This window comes from Rathayibacter sp. AY1D1, assembly GCF_002932635.1.
GTDB lineage: Bacteria > Actinomycetota > Actinomycetes > Actinomycetales > Microbacteriaceae > Rathayibacter.
Genome location: NZ_PSVY01000003.1, coordinates 48,138 through 71,256, shown reverse-complemented (window position 1 = coordinate 71,256; position 23,119 = coordinate 48,138). Strand labels below are relative to the sequence as shown.

The window sequence follows — 23,119 nt, the reverse complement described above, 5'->3', positions numbered from 1 at the left end:
CGCCCGCCGCACGGTGTGCGACGGGCGTTCACGACGGTGCGGATCAGGCGGGAGACACCACCGACGCGAGCGCGTCGTGCAGCTCTTTCGCCTCTGCATCGTTGACCGAGACGACGAGGCGTCCGCCTCCTTCGAGCGGAACGCGCACGACGATGAGTCGGCCCTCCTTAACAGCCTCCATCGGTCCGTCTCCGGTCCTCGGCTTCATGGCCGCCATAGAGTTCCCCTTTCGTGACGTATCCCCCTATTATCGTGCATCCGCGGGGGTGTTCCGAACCGCGCCCGGAAGTCGGGCGTCAGCCGATCACGGCGGGGACCAGTCGCCCGGGGTGAACACCCAGCACAGCAGCACCCAGACGATCTGCCCGACGATCGATGCGGTCACCACGAACACCCTCAGGAGGGTCGACCGCGGCACCGCGAGCGCCCCGGCCAGCGGGAACATCGGCATCAGGATGCGGAACGTGCTCGACTGCGGGTAGAAGAACGCGAAGAGGTAGATCGCGTAGCCGCCGACCCAGAGCCGCGAGAAGACGTCGAGGCTGCGCGTGGCCCGCGAGAACAGGATCGCCAGGAATCCGAGCACCACCACGACGGTGATGCCCATGCCCGTGATCGGCGAGCCGAACCAGAGGCCTCCCCACCAGCCCCCGCCGGCGAACCAGGAGGTGAAGGGGATGAGCTCGCCCTCGCCGATGAAGACGCTGCGCCAGGCGAGCTCGGTGTCGGTGTACGCGGTGAAGGAGCCGGTCACGGCCCAGGCGATGAGCAGCCAGGCGAACCCCACCGCGAGGGACCAGACCGTGAGGGAGACCGTGAAGGCGAACTCCCGGCGGGCGAACGGCTCGGTGCCGCGCACGTGCCGCCAGACGCGGTAGAGGAAGTAGAGGCCCGTCATCGCCGCGATCGCGAGACCGCTCGGGCGCAGGAGCCCCACGACCAGCACGACGGGGAACGTCCAGATCCACTTCCGGCGCACCAGCAGCAGGAGCAGCACGGCCGTCAGGAGGATGCCGCCGGACTCCGCGTAGCCGATCTGCAGGATCGGGGACGTCGGAGCGACGCAGAAGAAGACGATCCCCATCAGCGCCTGGCCCTCGCTGAGCGAGACGCGGAACAGCCGGTAGATCACCAGGCACGCCGCTGCACTGCAGACCAGGGCGACGAGCACCGCCGCGTTCGCCCAGTCGAGCCCGGTGATGTTCATCAGGCCGCGGACGGTGAACGGGTAGACGGGCATGAACGCCCAGGGGTTCTGCTCCACGGCTCCGGACGGCGAGAGCGGCAGGACCGACGGGTACCCCGTCATCCCGATCCGCTCGTACCAGCCGCCGTCCCACGTCGTCGCGAATCGGACGTAGGTGTCGCGGAGTCCCGTCCACTCGACGCCCTGACGCACGGCGCCGACACGGAGCATGATCACGGTCGTGACGACGCGGGACACGGCGAAGACCAGGAGCACCTGGATCCACCACGGGATCCTCCGGAGCAGACCCCAGCGGGAGCGGGACGGAGAGGCGTCCTCCGTCTCCGGCGCGATCGCGGTGGCGCTCACGCGAGAGGCCCGCGGTCCGTCGAGGAGGCGGAGGCGGTCGTCAGCGGGGAGCGGGCGGGTGTCGCCGCGGCTCGCCGGCGGGTCGGCCGGAGGAGGGGCGACGCGTGTCGCGGCTCACCGGCTGGCGTGAGGGGAGACATTCCGACGAGCATACCCGTGCGGGAGTCGGGAGTCCCCGGAGGAGCACCGCGCCGGGCGGGCGCGCGGCACGATCACGGCGGAGTCCAGTCCGATCCGGCGACGGCCCAGCAGATCGAGATCCAGACGATCTGGCCGCCGATCCCGAGCAGGACCAGCGCGACGCGGAAGACCGGCGAGCGCGGCACCGCCAGCGCTCCGACGAGCGGGAACATCGGGCCCAGCAGCCGGAAGGTGCTCGACTGCGGGAAGAAGAACGCCAGCAGGTAGACGCCGTACCCGGCGACCCAGGCCCGGCTGAAGAGATCGAGCCGCCGTGTCCACGGTGCGGCGAGGATCCCGACGAACGCCGCCAGCAGGAGCACCACCAGCACGACGCCGACGGCCGGAGCACCGAACCACCACGAGCCCCACCAGGCGCCGCCCTGGAACCACGGGGTCAGCGGGAGCAGCTCCTGGTAGCCGATGTAGACCGCACGCCACGCCAGCTCGGTGTCGGTGTACGCGGTCATCGACCCGGTGACGGCCCACGCCACGGCGGGCCAGAGGAAGCCGACCACGAGCCCCCACGCCGTCAGGCCCACGGCCGGCAGCCACTCCGACCGCGGGAACGGCTCCGTGCGGCGCCGGACGAACCGGTAGACGACGTACAGGCCGAGCGCGGCGGCGAAGGCGAGCCCGCTCGGCCGCGTCAGGCCCAGCAGCAGCACGACGGGCACGACCGCGAGCCAGCGCCGCCGCACCAGGAGGAGGAGCGTGACCGCGGTCAGCAGCATCGCCATCGACTCCGCGTAGGCGAGCTGCATCAGCGGCGAGGTCGGCGCCACGCAGAACAGCAGCACCGCCGTCAGCGACTGCGACTCGCCGAGGGAGTGCCGGAAGAGGCGGTACAGGACGAGGCAGGCTCCGGCTCCGCACAGGACGGAGACGGTCACGGCGGCCGGAGCCCAGGTGAGGCCGGTGAGCGCCATCAGCGCCTTCACGACGCCCGGGTAGAGCGGCATGAAGGCCCAGGCGTTCTCCCCCACATGGCCGTCCTGCGTGATCGGCAGGAAGCCGGGGTACCCGGTGGCCGCGATGATCTCGTACCAGCGGCCGTCCCACATCGACGCGAAGGCCGAGTAGGACGGGGAGGGTCCGGTCCACGGGTTCGCGAGCTGGTGCGCGGCGAACTGCAACAGGATCACCGTCGTGACCACGCGGGTCGCGATGTACACCAGGAGGACCCGCGCCCACCACGGGACCAGGCGCAGGCGGAGGCGGAGTCGGACGGGGACGGCCGTGGCGCTCGCGCTCACGAGGACGCGGTCAGCCAGCGGCGGAGGCCCTCGGCGCACTCGGTGATCTCGCGCACCGCCACGCGCTCGTCGTCGGCGTGGGCCCGGAGCGGGTCGCCCGGTCCGTAGTTGACAGCCGGGATGCCCATGGCGGAGAACCGCGCGACGTCGGTCCAGCCGTACTTGGGCTTCGCCTCGGCTCCGACGGCCGCGAGGAAGGCCTGGGCCAGAGGTGCGTCCAGCCCCGGGCGGGCGCCCTCGGCCAGATCGTCCACCGTCACCTCGAACCCCTCGAAGAGCTCCTCGAGGTGGGCGAGCGCCTCCTCCCCGGACCGGTCGGGGGCGAAGCGGTAGTTGACCTGCACCGTGCAGAGGTCCGGGATCACGTTGCCCGCGACCCCGCCGGTGACGCGCACGGCGTTGACGCCCTCGCGGTACACGAGGCCCTCGACCTCGACCTCGCGCGGCACGTAGGCGGCGAGGCGGTCGAGGATCGGCGCCGCCGCGTGGATCGCGTTCTCGCCGACCCAGCTGCGGGCGGAGTGGGCGCGGACGCCGCGGGTGACCACGTCGACCCGGAGCGTCCCGTTGCAGCCGCCCTCCACTGCTCCGCTCGTCGGCTCGCCGAGCACGGCGAAGTCGGCGGAGAAGAGGTCGGGGCGGTGCCGGGAGAGACGGCCGAGGCCGTTGAGGTCCGCTGCGACCTCCTCGTTGTCGTACCACATCCAGGTGATGTCGACGGCCGGATCGGAGAGCTCGGCGGCGAGGACGAGCTGCACCGCCACTCCGGCCTTCATGTCGACGGTCCCGCGGCCGACCAGGTGCTCGACGCCGTCGATCGTCTCGGCGACGACGGGCAGGTTGCCGTTGACCGGCACCGTGTCGAGGTGCCCGGCGATCACGACGCGCTGGGCGAGGCCGAGGTTCGTCCGCGCCACGACGGTGTGGCCGTCGCGGATGACCTCGAGGTGGTCGTACTGCTCGAGCGCCCACTGCACCGCGTCCGCGATCTCGAGCTCGTCGCCCGAGACGGACGGGATGTCGCAGAGGATCCGCGTCAGAGCGACCGGATCGGTGCGCAGATCGAGCGGAGGGGCGGTGGTCGGATCGGCCATGCGCCCCAGGGTAGCGGCCGGACGCTCCGCGCTACCCTGATCGGCATGACCCTCGAGCACTCCGCAGACTCCTCCGCGCCCGCCTCCGCCTGGGGCTACGGGCTCGCCACCGTGGCCGTCGACGGCACCGTCCTCGACACCTGGTTCCCGGAGCCGCGCCTCGGCACCATCCCGGCCGGCCGCGACCCCTGGATCGTGCCGGCGGAGTTCGAGGAGCAGGCCGGCGAGGATCCTCGCCGCGAGGTCCGCATCGACGTGGTCACGCTGCAGATCGACGTGCAGGCGCCGCCCGCCTCCACGTCCGACGCCTACCTGCGGCTGCACCTGCTCTCGCACCTCCTGGTCCGCCCGAACGAGGTGAACCTCGACGGCGTCTTCGCCCACCTGCCGAACGTGGTGTGGACGAACGCCGGTCCGGTCTCGCCGGAGTCGTTCACCCGCCTGCGGCCCTCGCTCCGGCGCCACGGCATCCAGGCCACCGGCATCGACAAGTTCCCGCGGCTGACCGACTACGTCACCCCCGCGAAGGTGCGCATCGCAGACACCTCGCGCGTCCGCCTCGGCGCGCACCTGGCACCCGGCACGACGGTGATGCACGAGGGCTTCGTCAACTTCAACGCCGGGACTCTCGGCAGCTCGATGGTCGAGGGGCGCATCTCGCAGGGCGTCGTGGTCGGCGACGGCTCGGACATCGGCGGCGGCGCCTCCATCATGGGCACCCTCTCGGGCGGAGGAGTGCAGCGCGTCTCGATCGGCGCGCGGGCGCTGCTGGGTGCGAACTCGGGCATCGGCATCTCCCTCGGCGACGACACCGTCGTCGAGGCCGGCCTCTACGTGACCGCCGGCACCAAGGTCGTCGTGGTCGGCGGAGCGCCGCGCGCCGACGGCGCCCCGCAGACCGTGAAGGCCGTGCAGCTCTCGGGCGTGCCGAACCTGCTCTTCCGCCGCAACTCACTCACCGGAGCTGTCGAGGTCCTCCCCCGCACCGGCGCCGGCATCGAGCTGAACGCCGCCCTGCACGCCTGAGGACGGGCGTCCCGCGCCGCCGGGCCCAGCAGGCGGCACCCCGGGACGAACCGTGCTGATCGAGTCCGCGGCGACCACACCGCTCTGCGTCCCGCCTCGGAGAAGAGGTGCGAGCCTCGGACGGCTGATGAGAGGCGGGTGCGCCGCACAGCGAGAGCCCGCCCCCGGCGGGGACGGGCTCTCGGGGACCGGTCAGCGGTCGGTCGGCCAGTGGCGCTCGGGCGAGCCCATGTAGAGCTGCTGCGGGCGGCCGATCTTGGTCTGCTTGTCGGTGTTCATCTCGCGCCAGTGGGCGATCCAGCCGGGCAGGCGGCCGATCGCGAAGAGCACGGTGAACATCCGGGTCGGGAAGCCCATCGCCTTGTAGATGACGCCCGTGTAGAAGTCGACGTTCGGGTAGAGACGCCGCTCCTTGAAGTAGTCGTCCTCGAGAGCGAGGGCCTCGAGCTCCATCGCGATGTCGAGCAGCGGGTCCTTCACGCCGAGGGCCTGCAGGACCTCGGAGGCGCTCTCCTTGACCAGCTTCGCGCGCGGGTCGTAGTTCTTGTACACCCGGTGGCCGAAGCCCATCAGGCGCACGCCCTCCTCCTTGTTCTTCACCCGCTCGACGAACGTCGACACGCTCTCGCCCGACTCGCGGATCCGGCCGAGCATGGTGAGCACCGCCTCGTTCGCTCCGCCGTGCAGAGGGCCGAACAGGGCGTTGATGCCGGCCGAGACGGAGGCGTAGAGGTTCGCCTCGGTGGAGCCGACGAGGCGGACGGTCGACGTCGACGCGTTCTGCTCGTGGTCCTCGTGGAGGATCAGGAGGCGGTCGAGCGCCTTCGAGAGCACCGGGTCGACCTGGTACTGCTCGGCCATCGTGCCGAAGTTGAGGCGGAGGAAGTTGTCGACGAAGCTCAGCGAGTTGTCCGGGTAGAGGAACGCCTGGCCGATCGCCTTCTTGTGGGCGTACGCCGCCATCACGGGCAGCTTCGCCAGGAGGCGGATCGTGGTGAGCTCCACCGCCTCCGGATCCTTCGGGTTGGAGCTGTCCTCGTAGTACGTCGACAGGGCCGAGACCCCGGCCGAGAGCACCGACATGGGGTGCGCGCTGTGCGGGAGCGCGTCGAAGAAGCGCTTGAGGTCCTCGTGGAGGAGCGTGTGGCGGCGGATGCGCTCGTCGAAGCCCGCGAGCTCGTCGGCCGTCGGCAGCTCGCCGTAGATGAGGAGCCAGGCCACCTCGAGGTAGGTCGCGTTGGTGGCCACCTCCTCGATCGGGTAGCCGCGGTAGCGGAGGATCCCCTGGTCGCCGTCGATGTAGGTGATCTGCGACTTGGTCGCCGCCGTGTTCACGAAGCCGTAGTCGAGCGACATGAAGCCGGTCTGCTTCGACAGGGTCGAGAAGTCGATGCTCGAGGAGCCGTCGACGCTGCGCAGGACCGGGAAGTCCGCGGTGCGGTCGCCGAAGGTGAGCGTGACCTTCTCGGGGAGCTCCTGCTCCGCCGGCGCGGGAGGCGGCGTCGTGGCGCTCCCGGTCGCGGGCTCCGTGGAGCCCACCGTCGCGGTTCCGTCGCTCTGCGTGCCGGATTCGGTCACAACGCCTCCCAGGTCGTCGCGGTCGCACCCCGGAAGCGCTCGCGCGGAGCGGGCGGCGCCGGGTCTGGATCGTGGTGCAGCCGGGGCCTCGCGAGGCGACGTCGACCGAACCACATACAGCCTATGGGCAAAGCGGGGGCACTGTGACATCGCCCAGCGCTGGGGCCGGGGCCTTGTCGGAACCCGCCAGGATCGGCCGGGTCGAGCGCCTCAGAGGCCGCCGGACAGGCGCTCGACGGCCGCGTCGATCCGCTCGTCGGAGGCCGTCAGCGAGAGGCGCACGTGCTCGGGGAAGCCCTCCCCGTAGAAGACGCCGGGGCCCGCGAGGACGCCGAGGCGGGCGAGCCGGTCGATGGACTCCCAGGCCGCGCGGCCCTCGGTCGCCCACAGGTAGAGGCCGGCCTCGCTGCGGTCGATCCGGAAGCCCGCGGACTCGAGGGCGGGCCGGAGGCGGTCGCGGCGGGAGCGGTAGCGCTCCTTCTGCGCGGCGACGTGCTCGTCGTCGGCGAGGGCGACGATCATCGCCTCCTGCAGCGGACCGGGCACGATCATGCCCGCGTGCTTGCGGACGGTCACCAGGCGCGCGATCAGGGCCGCGTCCCCGGCGACGAAGGCGGCGCGGTAGCCGGCGAGGTTCGACTGCTTGCTCAGCGAGTAGACGCCGAGGACCCCGGTGCGGTCCTCGCCCACCACGCGCGGGTCGAGGACGCTCGGGATCGGCTCGTCGGCCCAGCGGCCGTCCCAGCCGAGCTCGGCGTAGCACTCGTCCCCCGAGATCACGGCCCCCAGCTCACGGGCACGCGCGACGGCGCGCTGCAGGGCGGGCACGTCGAGCACGGCGCCATCGGGGTTGCCGGGAGAGTTGAGCCAGACCAGGCGGGTCGTCGCGGGCCATTCGGCCGGGTCGTCGGAGGCGAGCGCCTCGGCGCCGGCGATCGCCGCGCCCATCGCGTACGTCGGGTAGGCGGCGCGCGGATGCACGACCACGTCCCCCTCCCCGAGTCCGAGGAGGAAGGGCAGCCAGGCGACGAGCTCCTTGGAGCCGATCGTCGGCAGGACCTCGTCGATCCCGAGGCCCTCGACTCCGCGCCGCCGCGCGTACCAGGCGGCGATCGCCTCGCGCAGAGCGGGGGTGCCCACAGTCGTGGGGTACGCGTGCGAGTCCGTCGCGCGGGCGAGCGCGTCGCCGATCGGGGCGGGCGTCGGGTCCACCGGCGAGCCGATCGACAGGTCGACGATCCCGCCGGGGTGCTCCGCCGCCGTGCGGGCGAAGGGCGCCATCAGGTCCCAGGGGTAGTCGGGCAGCGCGCCGAGGGCCACGGGAGCGGCCTCAGTGGCTCTGCGGAGGCAGCGCCGCGATGACCGGGTGGTCCTTCGCGATCACGCCGACCTTGGCGGCTCCACCCGGGGAGCCGATCTCGTCGAAGAACTCGACGTTGGCCTTGTAGTAGTCGGACCACTCCTCGGGGAGGTCGTCCTCGTAGTAGATCGCCTCGACGGGGCAGACCGGCTCGCAGGCACCGCAGTCCACGCACTCGTCCGGGTGGATGTAGAGCGAGCGCTCGCCTTCGTAGATGCAGTCGACCGGGCACTCGTCGATGCAGGCGCGGTCTTTGACATCGACGCACGGAAGTGCGATCACGTAGGTCACGGTGCTCCAGGTCCCTTCGAACAGTGTGTCTATCGTACGGGGGCCGACGGGGCGTCGGCGTCCGCGGGCCGCGGGGCGGCGGCGGGAGCGGCCGCCCGCAGCCGCGGCCAGGCGATCACGACGAGGGCGATGAGGGCGGGGAGGAAGGTCCAGGCCACGCCGAGGCCGTTCGCCGGGACGAGGACGGATCCGCCGGTGCTGCGCAGGGCGAGCAGCCCGATCATCCCGAGCAGGCCCATCGCGGTGCAGAACGCGACGAACCGGTCGATGAGCACGAGGCGCAGCCCGAGCAGGAGCAGCAGCACGCCGGCGAGGGAGGCGGCGAGGCCGACCGGGAGGACGACACCGCCGACCGACACGGTGCTCTGATGGGCGACGGTCGTGATCGCTCCGACCACCGCGCCGACCAGGACTCCGGCGACGCCCGACAGCACGCGCGATCCCAGCGTCGGACGCTCCTCCGGCAGCGGCGCCGGACGCCCCGCCTGCGCGACCGGGCGGAAGCGCTCGATGCGGCCGATGGGGAACGGCGGACCGCTCGAGAGGCGGGCCTCGTCACCCTCGACCACCAGCTGCGTCGCGTGCGCCTCGAGGGCCGCGCGCTTGCGGGCGTGGTCCTCGGCGGACAGCTCGATCACGACGTCCCCGGGGAGGGGCGGGGCCGCGTCGGGGAGGACGGCGAGGAAGCGCAGGCCCAGCAGCTCGGCGGCGCGCTCGGCGACCCGGGCGGTGCGGACGTGGTCCGGGTGGCCGTAGCCGCCGCCCGCGTCGTAGGACAGCACGACGCCCGCGTCGACCTGCCGGAGGACGGCGACGAGATCGGCCACCTCCTCGTCCTCGGGCGCGGCGGTGAAGGACGCGGGATGCACCGGCTCGAGCGGCACCGGGACGCGGCCGGGCCCCCACTGCATGCCGGAGTCCCGGTAGACGCGCGGAGCGAGGCCGGGTGCGCGGGCACCCGCCTCGCCGAGGAAGCGGTGGTCGGCGACGCCGAGGGCCGTCAGGGCGACGACGAGCTCGGTCGTCCGGTGCGCGGCCAGCTCGGCCGAGCCCTCGAGCGGAGCGAGGTCCTCGGGGATGACCTCGCCGCACTCGCCCCGCGTGGCGGTGACGACGGTGACGGAGGCGCCCTGCGCCACCAGCTGCGCCAGGGTCCCGCCCATGGTGATCGTCTCGTCGTCGGGGTGGGCGTGCACCGCCACCACCCGCTCCGCTGCTGCGTCCCGGCCCGCGTCCACTCTCCGCCTCTCGTCCTGCGCGGCCTCCGCTGCGGGCGCTTCTGGACAGCGACCGGGCAGCGGACTACAGTCGACCCGGGTTAGGCAAGGCTTACCGAACAACGGAGCCCCGCCGACCGGATCGACTCGGGGCGGGAGTCGCCCCCTCCTCGTCCACCATCGACCAAGAGAACACGCGTGCTCGCAAACTACCTCATCGGCCTCCGCGAAGGCCTCGAAGCCGGCCTCGTGGTCGGCATCCTCGTGGCCTACCTGACCAAGCTCGGCCGGCGCGACGTGCTGCCGCGGCTCTGGACCGGCATCGCCGCCGCGATCGCGATCTCGCTCGTCACCGGTGCGATCCTCACCTGGGGCCCCTCGACCCTGTCGTTCCAGGCTCAGGAGCTCATCGGCGGCGGCCTCTCGATCCTCGCGGTCGGCCTGGTCACCTGGATGATCTTCTGGATGGGCGCGAACGCCCGCAGCATGAAGGGCGACCTCGAGTCCCGGCTCGACGGCGCCGTTGCGGGGTCGGCCCTCGGCATCGTGGTCCTCGGCTTCATCAGCGTCGGCCGCGAGGGCATCGAGACGGCGCTCTTCGTCTGGGCGAGCGTGTCCTCGAGCACTGCGGGGTCGGGATCCAGCGCGTGGGTCGGCACGGTCGGCGCGATGCTGGGCATCCTCAGCTCGGTCGTCATCGCGTACCTGATCTTTCGGGGCTTCGTCCGGATCGACCTCGGGCGCTTCTTCACCTGGACGGGCGGCTTCCTCATCCTCGTCGCGGCCGGCGTCCTCTCCTACGGCGTCGGCGACCTGCAGGAGGCGTCGCTCCTGCCCGGCTGGGGCACCCCGCTGTTCTCGCTCGGCCCGATCCTCCCGCCGCCCGTGACCGCCGTGGTCGGCGGCCTCTTCAACTACACGCCCGAGCCGACCGCTCTGCAGTTCGCCGCCTGGCTGCTCTACCTCGTCGTCGTCGGCGCCCTGTTCGTCCGCCAGGTCCGCCTGCGCGGCCCGCGACGGGGCAGCGCGGCCCCGGTCGCCGCTCCCGCTCCCACCTCCGTCTGACCCGCTCCGGCACCGCCGGCGCACTCGCCCCGATCCAGGAGAAGCATGTCCTCGCGCGCTCGTCCCACCCTCCCCCGCGTCACCCTCGGCCTCGCCGGCGCCGGCGCCCTGGCGCTGATCCTCACGGGCTGCGTGCCGAACACCCCCGCGTCCTCCTCCTCCGTCGCGCTCGACGTCGCGATGAGGGACGACGCCTGCGAGGTGTCGACGGCGACCGCCGAGGCGGGAGCGGTGACGTTCTCACTGACCAACGGCGGCTCGGACGTCAACGAGTTCGAGATCCTGGCCGAGGACAAGCTGCGGATCGTGGGCGAGAAGGAGAACGTGACCCCGGGCCAGAGCGTCTCCTACGTCGCTCAGCTCGAGCCGGGCACCTACTACACCGCCTGCAAGTTCCAGCAGGTCGGCGCCCCGGTCGGGCTGAGCGAGTTCACCGTGACCGGTGAGGCCACCGCTCAGTCGGCGGACGAGAAGGCGGCGACGGAGGCGGCGGTCACCAACTACGTGGCGTACGTGAAGTCGCAGGCGGGCGAGCTGCTCCCCGCGGTCGCCGAGTTCACGCAGGCCTACGAGGCCGGCGACGACGAGAAGGCGCGCGGCCTCTTCGCGTCGACCCGCGTCTTCTACGAGCGGATCGAGCCGACCGCGGAGGCGTTCGGCGACCTCGACCCGCGCATCGACTACCGCGAGGTCGACGCCGTCGCCGAGGGCCTGGACTGGACCGGCTTCCACCGCATCGAGAAGGACCTGTGGGCCCCCGCGGAGGGTGCGCTCAACTCCGACGGCACGAGCGCGCTCCTCGACTGGGCGCCCTCCACCCCCGAGCAGCGCGCGCAGTTCGGCCAGGGCCTCGTCGACGACGTGCAGAGCCTGGCCGACCTCGTGAACGCGCCCGGCTTCACCGTCTCGGTGGGCGACATCTCCAACGGCGCCATCGGCCTGCTCGACGAGGTCGCGGCCGGCAAGATCACGGGCGAGGAGGACTGGTGGTCGAGCACCGACCTCACCGACTTCGCCGCGAACGTCCAGGGCGCGGAGGTGGCGTTCGGCAACGTCGAGCCGATCGCGACCGCCAGCGGCGACGAGGGCGCCGACCTCACCGGACGGATCACGCAGCGGTTCTCCGAGCTCGACGCTCTGCTCGCGCAGTACGGCTCGATCGACTCCGGCTTCGCCGCGTACTCCACCGTCACCGCGGAGCAGAAGAAGGAGCTCTCGGACGCGGTCAACGCTCTCTCCGAGCCGCTCTCGCAGCTGACCCACACGGTGCTGGGCGTCGAGGAGCCGGCCGCGTAGTGGGCGCCGAGCAGCACGAGGGAGCCCGGCCGACGGATTCCGAGCAGCCCGCCGACGAGCCCCGCCGCCTCTCGCGGCGCGGGCTTCTCGGCCTCGTCTCGGCGGGGACGGCCGGGCTGGCCGCCGGAGTGGGCGGCACGGTGGCCGTCACGTCGTCCGCCAGCGCGACGGCCTCCTCCGCCACGCGCACCGTGCCGTTCTTCGGCGCGAACCAGGCGGGCATCACCACCGCCGCGCAGGACCGTCTGCACTTCGCCGCGTTCGACCTCGCCGCGGGCACCACGCGCGAGGACCTCGTCGAGCTCCTGAAGGACTGGACGCTCGCCGCCTCGCGGATGACCCAGGGCCTCGAGGTCGGCGAGACCGGCGCGGTGGACGGGCCGGACACGGCTCCCCCGGAGGACACCGGGGAGGCGCTCGGGCTCGACGCCGCGTCCCTCACCGTCACGGTCGGCTTCGGACCGACCCTCTTCACGGACGAGTCCGGCGCCGACCGCTTCGGCCTCGCCGACCGCCGGCCTCCGCAGCTGCAGGCCCTGCCCCGCTTCCGCGGCGACGCGCTCGTCCCGTCGGCCGGCGGCGGCGACCTCTGCATCCAGGCCTGCGCCGACGATCCGCAGGTCGCCGTGCACGCCATCCGCAACCTGAGCCGGATCGCGTTCGGCCGGGCCTCGCTCCGCTGGTCGCAGCTCGGCTTCGGCCGCACCTCCTCGACGTCCACCGCCCAGGCGACTCCGCGCAACCTCTTCGGCTTCAAGGACGGCACGGCGAACGTGAAGTCCGAGGAGGCCGACGCCGTAGAGGAGCACGTCTGGGTCCCGTCCTCCGACGGCCCCGCGTGGATGGTCGGCGGCAGCTACCTGGTCGCGCGGAAGATCCGGATGATCATCGAGACGTGGGACCGCAGCCAGCTGGGCGAGCAGGAGCGGGTCATCGGCCGCAGCAAGGGGTCCGGAGCCCCGCTCTCGGGCGGCACGGAGTCCACCGAGCCGGACTTCGCAGCGGCCGGCGCCACCGGTGCCCCGCTGATCGATCAGGAGTCGCACGTGCGCCTCGCGCACCCGAGCGTGAACAACGGAGTGCGGCTCCTGCGCCGCGGCTACAACTTCGTCGACGGCAACGACGAGCTCGGACGCCTGAACGCGGGGCTGTTCTTCCTCTCGTTCCAGCGCTCCCCGGAGCAGTTCGTCACCGTGCAGCGGAACCTCGCGACCGACGCGCTGAACGAGTACGTGAAGCACGTCGGCTCGGCCGTGTTCGCGGTGCCGCCCGGTGCCCGCGACGAGACCGATTTCCTCGGCTCCGGCCTCTTCGCCTGATCCCTGAGAGGACCCGCACTCCGTCCCAGGATCCGGCGGGCGCACTCCACGGCGCGCCGAAGCCTGCGCCCGTAGCGTCGTCGGCGATGTCCGGGAACAGTGCGAGAAGCGGCCTGACCAAGCGCGAGCGCCAGGAGCTCGCCCGAGCGCAGGCGCGGGAGCGCCGCGAAGCCGAGAGGCGCCGGCGGCGCCGGAACCGGCTGCTCGGGCAGGGCGGAGCGGTCGTCGGGCTCCTCGCGGTCGTGGCCCTGGTCTGCTGGAACGTCTGGTCGCAGCAGGAGGTCGCGAGCGCCGGCCCGGCGAACATGCTCAGCGACGGCATCGTCCTCGCGGGCGACGGCTCGGCCGTGACGGCGACGACGACCGCGGCACTCGCTCCGGGAGCCTCCCCCGTCCCGACCGACGAGAGCGCCACACGGGCGGGCGGAGTCGTCGCCGTCGACCTCTACGTCGACTACCTCTGCCCGTACTGCGGGCAGTTCGAGAAGGCGAACGCCGAGCAGCTGCAGTCGTGGCTGACGAAGGAGGCGATCACGCTCGAGATCCACCCGGTGGCGATCCTCGACTCCTCCTCGGCCGGCTCCGAGTACTCCAGTCGGGCCGCGAACGCCGCGGCGTGCGTCGCCGACGAGGATCCGGACCGCTTCCTCGCCGTGAACGCGGCGCTCTTCGCGCAGCAGCCGGCGGAGGGGACGACGGGCCTCGACGACGACGCTCTGCGGGCGCTGGTGACCGGAGCGGGCGTCACCGACGACGACGTCCTCGCCTGCATGACCGCGGGCGAGTTCCGGCCCTGGGTGAAGGCCGCGACCGAGCGGGCCACCTCGCTCCCCCTCGCTAACTCCTCGCTGCCGAAGCTCGAGTCGACGCCCACCGTGCTGGTGAACGGCGAGCAGTACACGGGGAAGCCGGACGACGCGGCGGCGTTCGTCTCCTTCGTCACCTCGACGCTCGAGGCGGAGTCCTCGACCCCCTCTCCCTCTCCGAGTCCGGCGGGCTGATCCGGACCGCGAGGGACGGGATCGGCGCTGCACGCTGCAGCACCGGGCGGAGACGACGAGACCGGCCGGAGCATCGCTCCGGCCGGTCTCGTCGTGGGCGGGCGCCGAGGCGCCCGGGGCTCAGCCCTGCTTCTTGAGGCGGCTCGTCATGCGCGCGCGGGCGTTCGCATCGAGCTCCACCTTGCGGATGCGGACGACCTCGGGGGTGACCTCGACGCACTCGTCCTCGCGGGCGAACTCGAGGCACTCCTCGAGCGTCAGCTGACGCGACGGCGTCATCGACTCGAAGGTGTCGGAGGTGGACTGACGCATGTTGGTCAGCTTCTTCTCCTTGGTGATGTTCACGTCCATGTCGTCGTTGCGCGAGTTCTCGCCGATCACCATGCCCTCGTAGACCTCCTCGGTGGGGTTCACGAAGAAGGTCATCCGCTCCTGGAGCGCGATGATGGCGAACGGGGTCACGACGCCGTTGCGGTCCGCGACGATCGACCCGTTGTTGCGGGTGACGATCGCGCCGGCCCACGGCTCGTAGCCGTGCAGGATCGCGTTCGCGATGCCGGTGCCGCGCGTGGTGGTGAGGAACTCGGTGCGGAAGCCGATCAGGCCGCGCGACGGAACGATGAACTCCATGCGGACCCAGCCGGTGCCGTGGTTCGACATGCCGTCCATGCGGCCCTTGCGGGCGGCGAGGAGCTGCGTGATCGCACCGAGGTACTCCTCCGGGGCGTCGATCGTGAGGTGCTCGAAGGGCTCGTGCGTCTTGCCGTCGACCTGGCGGGTGACCACCTGGGGCTTGCCGACGGTCAGCTCGTAGCCCTCGCGGCGCATCTGCTCGACGAGGATGGCCAGCGCGAGCTCGCCGCGGCCCTGGACCTCCCACGAGTCGGGGCGTCCGATGTCGACGATCTTGAGCGACACGTTTCCGATGAGCTCGCGGTCGAGGCGGTCCTTGACCATGCGCGCCGTGAGCTTGTGGCCCTTCACCTTGCCGACCAGCGGCGAGGTGTTGGTGCCGATCGTCATCGAGATCGCCGGGTCGTCGACCGTGATGGCCGGCAGCGGGCGGATGTCCTCGGGGTCGGCGATGGTCTCGCCGATGGTGATCTCGGGGAAGCCCGCGATCGCGACGATGTCGCCGGGGCCCGCGGACTCGGCCGGGTAGCGGTCGAGCGCCTTGGTGATCAGCAGCTCGGTGATGCGCGCGTTGGTGTGGGTGCCGTCGTGGTGGACCCAGGCGACCGTCTGCCCCTTCTTGATCGTGCCGTTGAAGACGCGGAGGAGGGCGAGGCGGCCGAGGAACGGCGACGCGTCGAGGTTGGTGACGTGGGCCTGGAGGGGCGCGTCGTCGTCGTAGGTCGGCGCGGGGATGTGCTTGAGGATCGCCTCGAACAGCGGCTCCAGGTCCTCGGCGTCCGGCAGCGTGCCGTCCTCGGGCTTGTTCGCCGAGGCGCGGCCGGCCTTGCCGGAGGCGTAGACCACGGGGACGTCGAGGATCGCGTCGAGGTCGAGGTCCGGCACGTCGTCGGCCATGTCGGAGGCGAGGCCGAGGAGCAGGTCCTGGCTCTCGGCGACGACCTCGTCGATGCGCGCGTCGGGGCGGTCGGTCTTGTTGACCAGGAGGATGACGGGGAGCTTCGCCTCGAGCGCCTTGCGCAGCACGAAGCGGGTCTGGGGCAGCGGGCCCTCGGACGCGTCGACGAGGAGGCAGACGCCGTCGACCATCGACAGGCCGCGCTCGACCTCGCCGCCGAAGTCGGCGTGGCCCGGGGTGTCGATGACGTTGATGGTGATGGGACCGTCGCTCGCGTGCTTGCCGCTGTACGAGACAGCGGTGTTCTTCGCGAGGATCGTGATGCCCTTCTCGCGCTCGAGCTCGTTGGAGTCCATCGCGCGCTCGTCCACGTGGGCGTGCGCGTCGAAGGAGTTCGTCTGCTTGAGCATGGCGTCGACCAGCGTGGTCTTGCCATGGTCGACGTGGGCGACGATCGCGACGTTGCGCAGGTCGGAGCGGGTGGCACTTGCCATGGATACGGACTCGTCTCGTGTTCTCGTGCAAAAGGGGGACCATCCATCGTACCGCAGCGAGGCGTCCGCACGGCGAAGGGCCCCGGATCCCCGCTCTGGAGGGCTCCGAGGAGCGCTCCAGGCGGGGCCGGGGCCCTGGTGACGGTCGGTCAGACCGCGAACTCGATGCCGGCGCCGGGGATGGCGTCGAGCAGCTCGCGGGTGTACTCCTGCTGCGGCGAGTCGAACACGGTGTCCGTCGGGGCGTGCTCGACGATCCTGCCCTTCTGCATCACGCAGACGTCGTCGGCGATCACGCGGACCACCGCCAGGTCGTGCGTGATGAACAGGTAGGTCAGCCCGAGCTCGGCCTGCAGGTCGGCGAGGAGGCGGAGGATCTGCGCCTGGACGAGGACGTCCAGAGCCGACACGGCCTCGTCGAGCACCACGATCTCCGGCTTCAGCGCGAGCGCGCGGGCGATCGCCACGCGCTGGCGCTGGCCGCCGGAGAGCTCGTTCGGGTACCGGCTCGCGATCACGCGCGGGAGGGACACCTGGTCGAGCAGCTCGAGGACGCGCTCGCGCTGCGACGTCCGGTCGCCGACCTTGTGCACTCGCAGCGGCTCCGAGATGGTGTTGCCGATGTTGTGCAGCGGGTCGAGCGAGCCGTACGGGTCCTGGAACACCGGCTGCATGGAGCGCCGGAGCGCCAGCATGTCGCGGCCCTTGAGCTTCTCGGTCCGGCGACCGGCGATCGAGATCGCTCCGGACGTCGCCGTCTCGAGGCCCAGCACCAGGCGGGCGATCGTCGACTTGCCCGATCCGGACTCGCCCACGAGCGCCGTGGTGGTGCCCTTCGGGATCGAGAACGACACGTTGTCGACGGCGGTGAAGTCCTCGGCCTTCAGGCCGCCGCGGCGGATCTTGAAGACCTTCGTGAGGCCGTCGACCTCGATCATCGGGGCGCCCGAGGCGACCGCGCCGGCGTGGTGCGCGGCGCCCGCGCCGACCAGGTCGACCTCGCGCACGGCCTCCGACTCGCCGGAGACCGACTCCACGGCCCGGCCGGCCGTCGACTGGATGCGGCGCGACGCGAGGCTGGGCGCCGCCGCGATCAGGCGCTGCGTGTAGGGGTGCTGCGGGTTCTGCAGCACCTCCACCGAGGCGCCGGACTCGACGATGCGGCCCTTGTACATGACGATGAGCTTCTCGGCGCGCTCGGCGGCGAGGCCCAGGTCGTGCGTGATGAAGAGCAGCGCGGTGCCGTCGGTCTTCGTCAGCGTCTCGAGGTGGTCGAGGATCCGGCGCTGGACTGTGACGTCGAGCGCCGAGGTGGGCTCGTCGGCGATCAGCAGCTGGGGAGCCGCGGCCAGGCCGATGCCGATCAGCACGCGCTGGCGCATGCCGCCCGAGAACTGGTGCGGGAACTGCTTGAGGCGCTTCTCCGCGTCGGCGAGGCCCGCGTTCTGCAGGACCTCGATCGCCTTGGCGCGCACCTCCTTGCGACCGGTCGCGAGGCCGTTGGCCTTGATGGTCTCCTCGACCTGGAAGCCGACCGACCAGACGGGGTTCAGGTTCGACATCGGGTCCTGCGGGACGTAGCCGATCCGGCGGCCGCGGATGTCCTCGAGCTCGGTCCTCGTCGCCTTCGCGAGGTCCTTGCCGTCGAACAGCACGGAGCCGGCGGTGACCTGGCCGGTGCCGGGGAGCAGGCCGATGATCGCGGCGGCGGTCGTCGACTTGCCGGAGCCCGACTCCCCCACGATCGCGACGGTCTGGCCGTGCTCGATCGTGAGGCTCACGCCGCGGAGGGCGGGGACCAGTCCGCTGCCGGTCTGGAAGCCGACCTCGAGGTCGGTGACCTCGAGCAGCGGCCCGTGCGGTGCGTTCGGTGTCGTGGCGGTCATCGGAGGGCCCTCGCCTTCGGGTCGAGCGCGTCGCGGAGCGATTCGCCGAGGAGGATGAAGCTCAGCACCGTGACCGTCAGGGCGATCGACGGGTAGATCAGCGTCTGCGGGTTGGTGCGCAGATCGCGCTGGGCCTGGCTGATGTCGTTGCCCCACGACATGACCGAGCCGGGCAGGCCGACGCCGAGGAACGACAGCGTCGCCTCCGCGGTGATGGCCGCGCCGAGCGAGATCGTCGTGACGACGATGACGGGAGCGATCGAGTTCGGCAGCACGTGCCGGAACAGGATCGCCATGCGGGAGAGGCCGGTCGCGGTGGCGGCGCCGACGAAGTCGGCCTGCTTCACGCGGAGGACCTCGGAGCGCAGGACGCGCGCCGTCGTCGGCCAGGCGAACGCGCCGATCGCCAGGGCGATGACGAACACGTTCCGGTAGGCCGAGAAGACGGACATGATGACGACCGCGGCGAGGATGTAGGGGATCGAGAAGAAGATGTCGCCGAGGCGCATGATCACGGTGTCGACCCAGCCGCCGAAGAAGCCGGCCAGAGCGCCGCCAATGACGCCGGAGACCGTCGTGATCACGATCACGATGAGGCCGACGGTCAGCGACGTGGACGTGCCGTGGATGATCCGCGAGAAGACGTCGCACCCCTGCTTGGTGTAGCCGAGCAGACTGCCGTCGCCGGGGCCCTGGTTGCTGAACGAGAGCGCGCACTGGCGGGGGTCCACCGAGGTGAACAGGCCCGGGAACAGCGCGACGGCGATGATGACGAGGATCAGGACGCCCGAGATCCAGAACATGGGCCGCTTGCGCAGGTCGCGCCACGCGTCGGTCCAGAGGTTGCTGGGCTTCTCGTCGAGGCTGACGGCGTCGACCGACGCGATCGGCGTCTCCTCGAGCGGGGCCACGAAGTGGTCGATGCGGCGGGCCTTCTGCGCGCCGCCGGTGGACTCATTTGGCATAGCGGATCCTCGGGTCGAGTACGGCGTAGAGCAGGTCGACGAGGATGTTCACCACGAGGTAGAACAGCACCATGACCGTGACGAAGGAGACGACGGTCGGCCGCTCACCTCGGATGATCGCCTGATAGAGCGTGTTCCCGACTCCGGGAACGTTGAAGATGCCCTCGGTCACGGTCGCGCCGACGATCAGGAGGCCGAAGTCGGCTCCGAACTGCGTCGTGACCGGGATGAGCGAGTTGCGCAGGACGTGCACGGGGATGACGCGGCGTCGCGAGAGCCCCTTGCTGTACGCGGTGCGGACGAAGTCCGAGCCGGCCGTCTCGATGACCGAGCCGCGCGTGAGGCGGATGGCCGAGGCGACCACGAAGAGGGCGAGCACGATCGCGGGCAGCAGCAGCCTCTGGAACGACGCGTCGGCTCCGACGGTCGGAGGGAACCATCCCAGCTGGATCGCGAAGAAGGACTGCGCGATGAAGCAGAGCACGAAGATCGGCACCGACACGAGCAGGAGGCTGACGACCAGCGCGCTCGCGTCGAAGAAGCTGCCCTTGCGCAGACCGCTGATGAGACCGATGGTCAGCGCGACGACGATCTCGATGACGATCGCCATCATGGCGAGCGTCAGGGTGACCGGGAAGGTGCGGGCGAGGATCTCGTTGACGGACTGGCCGGAGAACGAGATGCCGAAGTCGCCGCGGACGACGCCTCCCAGGTAGTACAGGTACTGGACGAAGAAGGGCTCGTTCAGGTGGTACTGCTCCTCGAGGCGGGCGAGGAGTGCGGGGCTCGGCGTCTTGTCGCCGAAGAGCGACAGGAGCGGGTTCCCCGGCATGGAGAAGACCATGAAGTAGATGAGGAACGTGGTGCCGATGAGCACGGGGACGGCTTGCAGGATGCGTCGGACGATGTAGGCGAGCATGTCAGCCCAGCCGGTTCCGGAGTCGCATGGATGGGGACCTCATTCGATTGTGACCGAAACAGGGCGCTCCGCCCGTGCCGTGACCTGGTGGCCGACGGCACGGGCGAAGCGCCCCAGTGGTTCGAGCTTAGTTCTTGGTGATCTCGTAGTAGAGCGGCACCGAGTTCCAGCCGAACTCGACGTTCGACACGCCCTCGCCGTAGCCGCCGGTCACGTTCGCGTACCACAGGGGCAGCGACGGGAGGTCCTTCAGGAGGATCTCCTGGGCCTGCTGGAACGTCTTGTTCGCAGCGTCGGCGTCGGCGTCCGACAGGCCCTGCTGGAGGAGGGTGTCGAACTCGGGGTTCGAGTAGTCGCCGTCGTTGGACGAGGCGCCGGTCACGTAGAGCGGTCCGAGGAAGTTGTAGAGGCTCGGGTAGTCGGCCTGCCATCCGGTGCGGAACGCGGTCTCGATCGAGCGGTCGACGATCTTGGTGCGCGCCTCGGCGAAGGTCGGGTACGCGTCGCCCTCGGCGTCGATGCCCAGCGTGTTCTTGATCGAGTTGGTCACAGCGTCGACCCAGCCCTGGTGGCCGCCGTCGGCGTTGTAGGCGATCTTGAAGGTGCCGTCCCACGGGCTGATCGCGTCGGCCTGAGCCCACAGCGCCTTGGCCTCGTCGGGGTTGTACTCGAGCACGTCGGCGCCGGAGAGGGCGTCGCTGTAGCCGTCGATCACCGGGGAGGTGAAGTCGGAGGCCGGGGTGCGGGTGCCCTCGAAGATCACGTCGGTGATCTCCTTGCGGTCGAAGGACATCGAGATCGCCTGGCGGCGGAGCTGGCCCTCCTCGCCGTCGAAGTGCGGGAGACGGCCCGGGATGGTGAAGGACTGGAACACGGCCGAGGGCTGGTTCACGGCGCGGTCGCCGAGGTCGCTCTCGAAGGTGCCGAAGGCGGAGTCCGGGATCTGGTCGATCACGTCGACGTTGCCGCCGAGGAGGTCGGCGTAGGAGGCGTCCTGGGTGGCGTAGAAGACGATCTTCAGGCCGCCGTTCTGGGCCTCGCGGGGGCCGGTGTACTCGTCGTTCTTGACGAGCTCGATCTGGACGTCGTGCTGCCACGCGTCGTCGCCGTCGAGCTTGTACGGGCCGTTGCCGATCGGGTTCTCGCCGAAGGCGGCCATGTCGTCGAACGCGGCGGCGGGCAGCGGGTAGTACGCCGAGTAGCCGAGGCTGATCGGGAAGTCCGACTGGGGGGACTTGAGCGCGACGGTGAAGGTGGTGTCGTCCACGGCCTTGAGGCCGGTGAGCTCGCTGTCCTCGGTGTCGCTGAAGCCCTCGAAGTTCGAGAAGAACGACGCGCTGAGCTGGTTGTTCGACAGCTTGGCGCCGTAGTTCCAGGCGTCGATGAACGAGCTGGAGGTGACCGGGTCGCCGTTCGTGAAGGTCAGGCCCGACTTGATTTTGATCGTGTAGTTCTGCGCGTCGTCCGACTCGATGGACTCGGCGACGTCGTTCTCGGGGGCGCCCTTGGCGTCGTAGTAGACCAGGCCCGCGAAGATCTCGTCGAGGATCTTGCCGCCGCCCACCTCGTTGGTGTTCGTCGGGATCAGCGGGTTCTGCGGCTCGGAGCCGTTCGTGGAGATGATCGCGGCGGCGTCGCCTCCCGATGCACCTCCGCCCGAGTCGTTCGAGCTGCTGCAGCCGGCCAGGACCAGCGTGCTCGCGGCGACGAGCGCCAGAGCCCCGAATCCGTAACGTCTGATGTTCACTATTCCTCCAGTGATGTGGGGGCGCGCGAGAAGTGGTTTCCCTGACGCGTGGAGTGCCGTGCGCGTGGCGACGGCGGCGGCGCACGAGACTGGTGGCCGTCGCGCGGATGCCTTCAACGAGACTATGTATTCGCCCGCTATCTGCACAAAAGCATGTGGCAACCGTTACACAGCGGTAACCGGGAGGTGGAATCCTTGCGCTGTTCTGCACGAAACGTGCGTACCGGGCGGCCGTCGCGCAACACATCGACTTCAGAGGAGACGCACGGAGTGTCCACCGACCTGTCAGGATCCGCGCCCGGACGGCGCCGGATCCGCATCGAGATCCTGCTGGTCCTCGGGCTCTCGCTGGGCGCCTCCGCGGTCTACTCGGTGGTCTCCATCGCCAACCGGCTCACCCGCTCGACCGCACTGGCCGACCAGACCGCGACGATCAACGGCGCCCTCAGCGACCGCCCGGGCTTCGACCTCGTCTACCAGCTGCTCGCGCTCTTCTTCGACCTGGTGCCGGTGGCCCTCTGCGCGTTCCTGCTCTGGCAGAGCTCGGGCCGTCCGCTCGGGCGCCTGGGGCTCGACCTGCGCCGGCCGTTCGCGGACCTGGGGACCGGGACCGTCCTCGCGGTGGCGATCGGCGCGCCGGGCATCGCGCTATACGCCGTCGGACGCGCGCTGGGCATCACCGTGGCGGTGGTGGCCTCGCCGCTGGACGCGTACTGGTGGACGGTGCCGGTGCTCGTGCTCTCCGCGATCCGGGCGGGAGTGCAGGAGGAGGTCGTCGTGATCGGGTACCTCTTCGCCCGCCTGGGCGATCTGGGCTGGGGGCGGTGGCGGATCCTGGTGACCAGTGCGCTGCTCCGGGGCAGCTACCACCTGTACCAGGGCATCGGGCCCTTCATCGGGAACGTGGTCATGGGCCTGGTGTTCGGACTGTTCTACCAGCGCTTCGGCCGCACCCTGCCCCTGGTGATCGCCCACTCGATCATCGACATCGTCTCGTTCGTCGGGTACCCGCTGGCCGTCGCCCTCTGGCCCGAGCTGTTCGCGCCGCCGGCTCCGCGGACGTGACGTCGGACCGATCGCATCCGAGGAGCCGCAGGACCGCGCCGCGGCTCTCCACTGCCGCGGCGTGACGCCCGCACGGTGGAGCTGCTCGCTCGTCGCGACTCCGTCGAGCCCTGCCGGCACCTCCACCACGCGTTCCACACGGTCGGGCTCCCTCGTGCATCGGAGTCGCCGTGCGCCGTTCCCCCCGGATCGGGAGAACTGCGCCCCACTCCGCGCCTGTGCGGGACCGACGGTGTCCGCAGCCGAGGGTGGGAGATGACAGGACGGGCTCGAG

The 23,119-nt window shown here is 71.0% G+C and carries 19 protein-coding genes; 6 read left to right on the top strand and 13 right to left on the bottom strand.

Going from position 1 to position 23,119, the window contains the following annotated elements; all coding sequences use genetic code 11:
* Positions 1–43 precede the first annotated feature (43 nt).
* The 4 genes from C5C56_RS03280 to dapE form a co-directional block, all read right to left on the bottom strand.
* Positions 44–217 (bottom strand): DUF3117 domain-containing protein, encoded by a 174-nt coding sequence (locus C5C56_RS03280; protein ID WP_068208299.1) that lies wholly within the window; start codon positions 215–217, stop codon positions 44–46.
* A gap of 87 nt (positions 218–304) precedes the next feature.
* Complete coding sequence (locus tag C5C56_RS03275; protein ID WP_104319103.1) at positions 305–1,555, bottom strand: hypothetical protein; 1,251 nt, start codon at positions 1,553–1,555, stop codon at positions 305–307.
* 212 nt (positions 1,556–1,767) lie between these two features.
* On the bottom strand, positions 1,768–2,991 hold the full coding sequence (locus tag C5C56_RS03270) for a hypothetical protein (RefSeq protein ID WP_258059271.1): 1,224 nt from the start codon (positions 2,989–2,991) through the stop codon (positions 1,768–1,770).
* Positions 2,988–4,085 carry a succinyl-diaminopimelate desuccinylase gene (gene dapE / locus C5C56_RS03265; protein WP_104225552.1) on the bottom strand — a complete coding sequence of 366 codons (1,098 nt, stop codon included), beginning with the start codon at positions 4,083–4,085 and terminating at the stop codon, positions 2,988–2,990. Before dapE ends, C5C56_RS03270 begins: the two co-directional genes overlap by 4 nt.
* A 45-nt stretch (positions 4,086–4,130) precedes the next feature.
* Here dapE and dapD point away from each other — a divergent pair, with 45 nt between their 5' ends.
* Complete coding sequence (gene dapD / locus C5C56_RS03260; RefSeq protein WP_104237554.1) at positions 4,131–5,111, top strand: 2,3,4,5-tetrahydropyridine-2,6-dicarboxylate N-succinyltransferase; 981 nt, start codon at positions 4,131–4,133, stop codon at positions 5,109–5,111.
* A 192-nt stretch (positions 5,112–5,303) separates the two neighbouring features.
* Here dapD and C5C56_RS03255 read toward each other — a convergent pair whose 3' ends face one another.
* The 4 genes from C5C56_RS03255 to C5C56_RS03240 all read right to left on the bottom strand — a co-directional run bounded on the left by C5C56_RS03255 (position 5,304) and on the right by C5C56_RS03240 (position 9,578).
* Complete coding sequence (locus C5C56_RS03255; RefSeq protein ID WP_258059270.1) at positions 5,304–6,689, bottom strand: citrate synthase; 1,386 nt, start codon at positions 6,687–6,689, stop codon at positions 5,304–5,306.
* A gap of 210 nt (positions 6,690–6,899) precedes the next feature.
* Complete coding sequence (gene dapC, locus C5C56_RS03250) at positions 6,900–8,009, bottom strand: succinyldiaminopimelate transaminase (RefSeq protein ID WP_104319102.1); 1,110 nt, start codon at positions 8,007–8,009, stop codon at positions 6,900–6,902.
* A 10-nt stretch (positions 8,010–8,019) separates the two neighbouring features.
* The gene (gene fdxA, locus C5C56_RS03245; protein WP_104222984.1) at positions 8,020–8,340 is read right to left on the bottom strand and encodes a ferredoxin; all 321 of its coding nucleotides are present in this window, start codon (positions 8,338–8,340) and stop codon (positions 8,020–8,022) included.
* Positions 8,341–8,369: 29 nt separating this feature from the next.
* Positions 8,370–9,578 carry a PIG-L family deacetylase gene (locus C5C56_RS03240; RefSeq protein ID WP_146086440.1) on the bottom strand — a complete coding sequence of 403 codons (1,209 nt, stop codon included), beginning with the start codon at positions 9,576–9,578 and terminating at the stop codon, positions 8,370–8,372.
* A gap of 177 nt (positions 9,579–9,755) precedes the next feature.
* Here C5C56_RS03240 and efeU point away from each other — a divergent pair, with 177 nt between their 5' ends.
* The 4 genes from efeU (at position 9,756) to C5C56_RS03220 (ending at position 14,238) form a co-directional block, all read left to right on the top strand.
* Positions 9,756–10,622, top strand: a complete 867-nt coding sequence (gene efeU / locus C5C56_RS03235; protein ID WP_104225548.1) for an iron uptake transporter permease EfeU — start codon at positions 9,756–9,758, stop codon at positions 10,620–10,622.
* Between the two features lie 45 nt (positions 10,623–10,667).
* Positions 10,668–11,918: an iron uptake system protein EfeO gene (gene efeO, locus C5C56_RS03230; protein WP_104262479.1), complete on the top strand. Its 1,251-nt coding sequence runs from the start codon at positions 10,668–10,670 to the stop codon at positions 11,916–11,918.
* On the top strand, positions 11,918–13,237 hold the full coding sequence (efeB, locus tag C5C56_RS03225) for an iron uptake transporter deferrochelatase/peroxidase subunit (RefSeq protein WP_104319100.1): 1,320 nt from the start codon (positions 11,918–11,920) through the stop codon (positions 13,235–13,237). The genes efeO and efeB overlap by 1 nt, the downstream gene beginning before the upstream one ends.
* A gap of 86 nt (positions 13,238–13,323) precedes the next feature.
* Positions 13,324–14,238, top strand: coding sequence for a thioredoxin domain-containing protein (locus C5C56_RS03220; RefSeq protein WP_104319099.1), 915 nt, complete (start codon positions 13,324–13,326; stop codon positions 14,236–14,238).
* 120 nt (positions 14,239–14,358) lie between these two features.
* On the opposite strand, the gene typA is transcribed toward C5C56_RS03220, so the two are convergent.
* The 5 genes from typA to C5C56_RS03195 all read right to left on the bottom strand — a co-directional run bounded on the left by typA (position 14,359) and on the right by C5C56_RS03195 (position 21,780).
* Positions 14,359–16,263, bottom strand: a complete 1,905-nt coding sequence (gene typA / locus C5C56_RS03215; RefSeq protein ID WP_104222978.1) for a translational GTPase TypA — start codon at positions 16,261–16,263, stop codon at positions 14,359–14,361.
* A gap of 149 nt (positions 16,264–16,412) precedes the next feature.
* The gene (locus C5C56_RS03210) at positions 16,413–18,149 is read right to left on the bottom strand and encodes an ABC transporter ATP-binding protein (RefSeq protein WP_104260189.1); all 1,737 of its coding nucleotides are present in this window, start codon (positions 18,147–18,149) and stop codon (positions 16,413–16,415) included.
* On the bottom strand, positions 18,146–19,114 hold the full coding sequence (locus C5C56_RS03205) for an ABC transporter permease (protein ID WP_104222976.1): 969 nt from the start codon (positions 19,112–19,114) through the stop codon (positions 18,146–18,148). The genes C5C56_RS03210 and C5C56_RS03205 overlap by 4 nt, the downstream gene beginning before the upstream one ends.
* The gene (locus C5C56_RS03200) at positions 19,104–20,033 is read right to left on the bottom strand and encodes an ABC transporter permease (protein ID WP_104222975.1); all 930 of its coding nucleotides are present in this window, start codon (positions 20,031–20,033) and stop codon (positions 19,104–19,106) included. Before C5C56_RS03200 ends, C5C56_RS03205 begins: the two co-directional genes overlap by 11 nt.
* Before the next feature lie 127 nt (positions 20,034–20,160).
* Complete coding sequence (locus C5C56_RS03195) at positions 20,161–21,780, bottom strand: ABC transporter substrate-binding protein (RefSeq protein WP_104232745.1); 1,620 nt, start codon at positions 21,778–21,780, stop codon at positions 20,161–20,163.
* Between the two features lie 270 nt (positions 21,781–22,050).
* Between C5C56_RS03195 and C5C56_RS03190 the strand changes: the two genes are divergently transcribed.
* Positions 22,051–22,845: a CPBP family intramembrane glutamic endopeptidase gene (locus C5C56_RS03190; RefSeq protein ID WP_258059269.1), complete on the top strand. Its 795-nt coding sequence runs from the start codon at positions 22,051–22,053 to the stop codon at positions 22,843–22,845.
* The last annotated feature ends 274 nt before the right edge of the window (positions 22,846–23,119 follow it).

Bases quoted from the DNA above. Each gene is read 5' to 3' on its own strand.
- C5C56_RS03280 (WP_068208299.1), bottom strand. From the start codon at position 217: ATGGCGGCCATGAAGCCGAGGACCGGAGACGGACCGATGGAGGCTGTT.
- dapE (WP_104225552.1), bottom strand. From the start codon at position 4,085: ATGGCCGATCCGACCACCGCCCCTCCGCTCGATCTGCGCACCGATCCG.
- dapD (WP_104237554.1), top strand. From the start codon at position 4,131: ATGACCCTCGAGCACTCCGCAGACTCCTCCGCGCCCGCCTCCGCCTGG.
- efeO (WP_104262479.1), top strand. From the start codon at position 10,668: ATGTCCTCGCGCGCTCGTCCCACCCTCCCCCGCGTCACCCTCGGCCTC.
- C5C56_RS03220 (WP_104319099.1), top strand. From the start codon at position 13,324: ATGTCCGGGAACAGTGCGAGAAGCGGCCTGACCAAGCGCGAGCGCCAG.
- typA (WP_104222978.1), bottom strand. From the start codon at position 16,263: ATGGCAAGTGCCACCCGCTCCGACCTGCGCAACGTCGCGATCGTCGCC.
- C5C56_RS03210 (WP_104260189.1), bottom strand. From the start codon at position 18,149: ATGACCGCCACGACACCGAACGCACCGCACGGGCCGCTGCTCGAGGTC.
- C5C56_RS03205 (WP_104222976.1), bottom strand. From the start codon at position 19,114: ATGCCAAATGAGTCCACCGGCGGCGCGCAGAAGGCCCGCCGCATCGAC.
- C5C56_RS03200 (WP_104222975.1), bottom strand. From the start codon at position 20,033: ATGCTCGCCTACATCGTCCGACGCATCCTGCAAGCCGTCCCCGTGCTC.